2 protein-coding genes and 2 pseudogenes are annotated in these 5,985 nt (G+C 35.4%); all 4 read right to left on the bottom strand.

Annotation, left to right across the window (positions count from 1 at the left end):
- Positions 1-285: pseudogene (locus EWZ81_RS07745) on the bottom strand (hypothetical protein); the annotation flags it as partial.
- A 100-nt stretch (positions 286-385) separates the two neighbouring features.
- A pseudogene (locus EWZ81_RS07740) lies at positions 386-2,252 on the bottom strand (hypothetical protein).
- Positions 2,253-2,296: 44 nt separating this feature from the next.
- A complete protein-coding gene (locus EWZ81_RS07735; RefSeq protein ID WP_165549567.1) occupies positions 2,297-3,550 on the bottom strand; it encodes a single-stranded-DNA-specific exonuclease RecJ in 1,254 nt (417 codons plus the stop codon).
- Positions 3,551-3,591: 41 nt separating this feature from the next.
- Complete coding sequence (locus EWZ81_RS07730) at positions 3,592-5,325, bottom strand: DUF262 domain-containing protein (RefSeq protein WP_165549566.1); 1,734 nt, start codon at positions 5,323-5,325, stop codon at positions 3,592-3,594.
- Between the last annotated feature and the right edge of the window lie 660 nt (positions 5,326-5,985).

The raw sequence follows: 5,985 nt of genomic DNA, 5'->3' as shown, positions 1-5,985 counted from the left end.
CCTTAACACTCGGTCCGCTAGTTACAATTTTAAGACCTTTTAACAAATCCTCTCCGCTTTTTTGTTTTTAGCGTGAAGTCTCATATGCTCGGTCAATGGAACTTTATTGAACCACTTTAAGAACTTGTCGCTATTGAAAGCGTAGGTGGCTTCGTTGCCTTTTTCGCTCCTTAAGGTTACACGATTAAATCCAATGCTAATGACTTTAGCCTCCACCACTTTGTCATTGATTGTGGCTTTGACTAACGCCCCTACTTTTAACTGATTTTCATTTTGAAAACCCACAAAATACTCCTTGATAAAAATTTGTTTTAAATTCCGCTATAATTGCCCATTCAATGTTTTTTATCTTTTTGGCATGGCGTTGTTCCTCCTTGTTGTGGTTTTAATTTTGCTTAAAATTTTCATGTCTATTGCCTTTAAGATCGTTTTTGAAGGCGGTAAGCGCCATTAAAAATACAGCCGGTCAATATTTCTTCAATTTGCGATAATTCCGCATTTTTTAGCGCTTCTCTAGGCGTTTCAATGATCAGTTTAGTTTGCGATAATCGCACCCACTCTAACGCTCGCTCTCTAGATTCAAAACTCCCCAATTTCCCAATGTGGTTGAGAAACTGCTCGCTCATGGGTCTATCCATGTCAATCACAAGATCAAAGGTAACATAAAGCGACTGAACGCTCAAAGAATCCCCAACAATAAAGGTAAAATCAATCGTGTCATCAAGCGTGTTATGCTGGATATTGTCTATTAACGCGTAGTTAAGCTCTAATTTTTCTACTTGCCTTATCGCTATTACGATGTCTTTAGAAAGAGAAGCGCTAATTTTTTCTAATTGTTTTAACAAATCTTTAGGCGGGATAAAACCACATTCTGCATCAGCGTCTATCACGCTTAAAATCGTTCTTTTATCCACTATCTTATCACGCTTTAAATCGTTAGCGATTTTGTTGATTTGAAGGTTTTGTTTGTAACTTTGTTTTGACGCTTTCTTTTTTTCTCGCCATTCAATGACTTCCCTCTCTTCTTGTTCTATGTCTGCAACATCAAAGATTCTAGGAAAACCATAACGATTTTTTTTCGCTCTGATAAAACTTTTAACGCTATCTTCAAGATCCTTGCGAAAATCATCAAAATCATCGCTAGATTGTGGCATATAAAGCGCTTTTATTTGAGTCTTAACGATTTCATTAAACTCTATACCATTGTTTTTATCAGGGTGTTTTGAAAAGAATGCAGCTAGCTTGTTTTTAAGAGCGTTGAGAGATTGTTCTAATTGATTGGGCGTTGAGAATTTGATGTCTGAAAAGCTGTCTTGTGTCTTGTTAAAGTCCTTACCCGGTGAAGCGTTGATTAATTCTATAGGGCATTTGCTCTCACAATAACAGATCGCTTGTTGGTTAAATATTTGCACTAACACCAATAAATAGTCCCTTAAATTAAATATGATAGTAGGCTCATTTGCGAACACCAAAAAGCTTATTTCTTCATCGGGTAAAAAAGGATCTTGCGGGCTGTCTTTCAAAGAGTTAAGCGTTTGAACAAACCCTATAAAATCACGCTTACTCTCTAAATACGATTGCAGCTTTTTCGCTCTTTCTGTATTTTGCTTGGGGGTGTATCGGTATTTACTGACAAATTCCTTACTGGATATAAAGTCTTTCACGCTCGCCTTAGCGTTATTCTTAAAAAATCTGTCCATAAAATGCTTCCCCAATAAAAAACACAACCTCCTATAAAGGTAATTATTGCCTTTAAAGAAGTCCTTAATCAAAATGGGTTTATCCCAATCCACTTTAACAGATTTGTCCTGCCAATAGAGTAAGCGCGTTTTTAACTGAGCCAGTTTATCAGCACTAGATTGAATGCAACCGCTTTTAGCTGCCACTATCAGTAATTTTTGCTCATTATGATTGAAATCTCTGTAAAAAGCGTCTTTAAAGGGTTTAAAGGCTGAGATAATCCCAAAAGGTAGTCCGCTTTTGATTTTCTCACACGCCTTTTTAAGATCATAACTTCCAATCGTTTCGCTCCCAATAGCAGAAGCTTTCGTGTTAGAAACTTCAATGGCGCTGTTTTTAGTTTTAGAGGCTTTCTCGCTCCCAATGATTTCCTTAACGAATTGCCTCGCTCTGTTTTGAGCCACTTCACTAGCCACAAAATCCTTTTCAAAATCTTGTAACAAATAGTAGTATCTGGTTGGCTTCCCGCTCTCATCATTCAATAACAATAAAAAATCATAATCCAATAACATGTCAAGTCCTCTTTTTTAACATTCAGCCTTAGCGTTATTTGACTTTATAAGGCCTGTAAGCTTTTCATCACTTTTTTAAAATCCTCTTTTGCAAAGCTCAACCCAAAAGCTTCCTCATGCCCGCCAGCTTGTATTAAAGGAATGGTTTTAATCTGGCTTAAAAAAGTCCCATCACCCCTAGCGCTACCGCTATACCCGTCTTTATTGTCTCTATAGATACAAAGAGAGCGATTGAAAGGGTATTTTTTTAAAAATCTATCAGCCACTAAACCGCTGACACCCACTTTAATAGAACAGCTTTCATCTAAAATAGCCACTAATATTTTGTTACAAGAAAAAATTTGAGCGTTTTCTTCGCTTTCTTTCACCATTTTCTTTTTAATGTCGTTGTATCTTTTGAATTCCTTAACGTTAAAGACACTCAAGCGCGGATCGCTTATGGGGTTGAAATGCTTTAAAACCAGATAATGCAAATAGCTATTATAACAACCCTTAAACTCTCTAGCCCCACTCAAACGGCTTAAAGCGTTGATGTAATTGATGCAATTAAAGCCGTATAAGTTAGAAATTTCATCTAAATCGTCTTGGGCTAAAGAAAGATCTCTATCTTTGAAAAAGCATTCAATACGGTCATGTTTAGGTTGCGCTAAATTCAAAACCATATCCAAATTATCCCCGTTATCCAAATCAATGCGATCGCTTAAAAGCGTGATAGCGATCAATTCTTCTTCTAAAGGAGTGGTTTGTATTTGAAAGATTTGACTAAACACTAAAGCGCTTGTGAAAGCCCCGCTATAATAGTTAGCGTCTTTTTCATCATTCAGGTTAATGTAGGCGATTTTATTTTTATCAATCCAATCAACTTCAAAACTCTTATGGTGGTCTGTGATGATGCATTGTTCAAAACGCTCTAATAAGATTTTTTGTAATTCTATGTTAGAAACTAAATCCGCCCCCAAGTCAGTGCTAAACAATAAGGGGTCTTTTTGAAATTGGTTTTTAATGCAATCTAGGCGGACTAATTGGTTGGTTTTAGGGTTAAAGATACAAGGTTTAGACAATAAATCATTTATGGCTAAATCAGTGAAACCATAACCATGTGCATTCCTTAAGGGGCTAAAGAAAAAGAAATCTTTAATACCCAATCTGTAACACATAGACATTAAAACGCTGCCAGCTAACATGCCATCACAATCATTATCTGTATAGAAAACAATGGGGCGGTGTTGTTTGACTTCTTTTAAGAAGTCTTTAAAAATCCTTTTCTTTGCTATCTTTAATGGTTCTTTTTTGGGCATTGATTATCCCCTTTGTTGTTTTTATGCTTAGCAATCTTCAATCATTCTAGATCAAAATCATCTTCAATTTCCTCTTCTTGCCCTTCTATGTGTAAAATAGGCGTGATAATTTCATACAAAAAGTCGTGTCGCTTTTGGAGAGACTTCTCATCCCACTTCCTATAATCGCTATACAATTCTTTAGTGATGTCATAACAGCTAATCACTTTGCTTGGGTCTTTGCCACCATAAATTTTTCTTTTTTCATCAAAATCCATGTTTAAAGCTTGCGCGTTCTTTTTACGCTTTAAAAGGGTTAAATTCGCGATATGATTCACCCATTCTTCTCTTTTTTCTTTGTCAAAATCCGCATTCCATTGACTGCCTATTTTGGGCTTTTGGGGCAAAATATGCTCCACTTGGGTTTCAGAATCCATAGCGATAAAATGGGGTTTCTCTTCATCTGCCATGAAATAGTTAGCTAGGGCTAAGACAGGGTGTAACCATTTGCTAGGATAAACAGAATAACTATCCCATAAGTTATAGTGGTATTGGTTAAAGGTGTTATAAGATTCTATATTATCCAGTATAAGCTTTTGGATGGTTTCAATGCCCTTATTGTTTTTAACATTTTTGATAATGTTGATACTCGTTTGCTTGATGCGCGTGATCGTGCCTCCTGCAATCCAAGTTTGATAATAATAAGACACCAAAAGCCTTTTCAAAGCGTCAAAATCAGGGTATTTGACATAAAGGGCTGTCGTTAAAATACTGGCCCAAAATCTGGAAGGAAGGTATCTCAATAAATAAATGTATCGGTCTGGTTTTTTTAGCAATGCGGTATAGGCTTTCATGAACTCGCTGATCTCATAGATGAACCCGCAAGCGTCTTTTTTGCTGTCTTTGAATACCTTTTTTAATCCCTTATCGGCTCTCTTTTTAGAAGCGCTAGGATCAGCGTATTCTAAATACATGTTAAAAAAGTCTTCCAAATCAATATCTATGCCTTCAACGCTCTTGCAAGCTTCAACCAATTTGTCCCAAGTGGTTATAAAATCCTTACGCTTTTCACTATCTTGTTTGATTTCTTGCATCAAACTGGATTTTAAAATATCAATAGGGCTTAAGGGTTGGCCTCTGTCGTTTAACACTTGAAAGATTTGCATCGCGCTGTCTTGCTCAAAACAAATGATCCTAGTCAAATCAATGTGTTCATAAAACCACTTGACAAAATCATCCATATCGCTTATGGAACCATTTTCCATGCTCTCATTCAATAGCTCTCTAAAATAATAAGCGTTACGCAAATAAGTGTTTTCTTCAAATTTCTTATTCAATTCGCTCTTTTTAATGTTATCTTCAAACTCTAAATTGTTTAACACCGTGTTTTCAAAAATACTATTGTAATTTTGAGCGGTTAAGAACTTCAGACGCTCTTTTTCTTTATCGTATTTATCATAAATACTCCCTTCAATAAAATCTTTAGATTTTTGCCCTAACCTGTGTTTATAAAGCCTTAAAATCGTGCAAGCCAAGATAATAAAACTTGTTAGCCTCTGTTGGCCATCCACAACATCCCATCTTTTATCTTTTGGATTTTCAGCGATCACAATAGAGCCGCAAAAATACCCATCTTCTCTGTTGTTTGTATAGCTGCCCACTAGATCATCAATCAAAGCCCCTAAATGATCTTTATCCCACACATAAGGGCGTTGGTAATCGGGAACCTGATAAAAATATTTAGCATCCACTAAAATTTGATAGAGTTTTTTTAACTCCACTTCTACTTTTGCCATCATTTCTCCTTTGAATTTAACTCTGTAAGCCCCACTGGTTTAAAAATGGGGCTTATGGAATCAAATGGTTTAAAAATGTTGTGGCACGGATTAATGAGAGAGGGAATAAAAGGGTTAATGCAAGGGTTAATGAAAAGAGGAAGAATAAAAAATAGGGGATTTTTAAGCGGGTTTTTGCAAAAGTTATAACAATAGGGTAGCGTTGCTTGATTGAATGATTGAATGATTGAATGATTGAATGATTGAATGATTGGATGATTGGATGATTGGATGATTGAATGATTGAATGATTGGATGATTGGATGATTGGATGATTGGATGCCATTTCTACCCCTTTTTGACAAAAGATAACACTCGGTATTGTATCTAGTGGTATTTAATCAATGGTTAATGATGCGTTTTATCTTGCGATGCGTTTTATCTTTTTATCTTATGATGCACTTTATCTTTTTATCTTATGATGTGTTTTATCTTTTTATCTTATGATGTGTTTTATTAAATGTTTTATTTTAATGATGCGTTTTATTTGATGATGCGTTTTATCTTTTTATCTTATGAAATGTTGAAATGTTTTATCTTACGAAATGTTTTATTTGATGACATGTTTTATTTTGCGATGCGTTTTATCTTTTTATCTTATGAAATGTTGAAATGTTTTAT

Origin of the sequence: Helicobacter pylori (genome assembly GCF_011140715.1) — a bacterium.
In the GTDB taxonomy this organism is placed as follows: Bacteria; Campylobacterota; Campylobacteria; order Campylobacterales; family Helicobacteraceae; genus Helicobacter; species Helicobacter pylori_DA.
This window is presented reverse-complemented; position numbering and strand designations above follow the sequence as displayed.

Excerpts from the sequence above, each read along its gene's own strand:
- EWZ81_RS07735 (WP_165549567.1), bottom strand. The coding sequence starts at position 3,550 with ATGCCCAAAAAAGAACCATTAAAGATAGCAAAGAAAAGGATTTTTAAA.
- EWZ81_RS07730 (WP_165549566.1), bottom strand. The coding sequence starts at position 5,325 with ATGGCAAAAGTAGAAGTGGAGTTAAAAAAACTCTATCAAATTTTAGTG.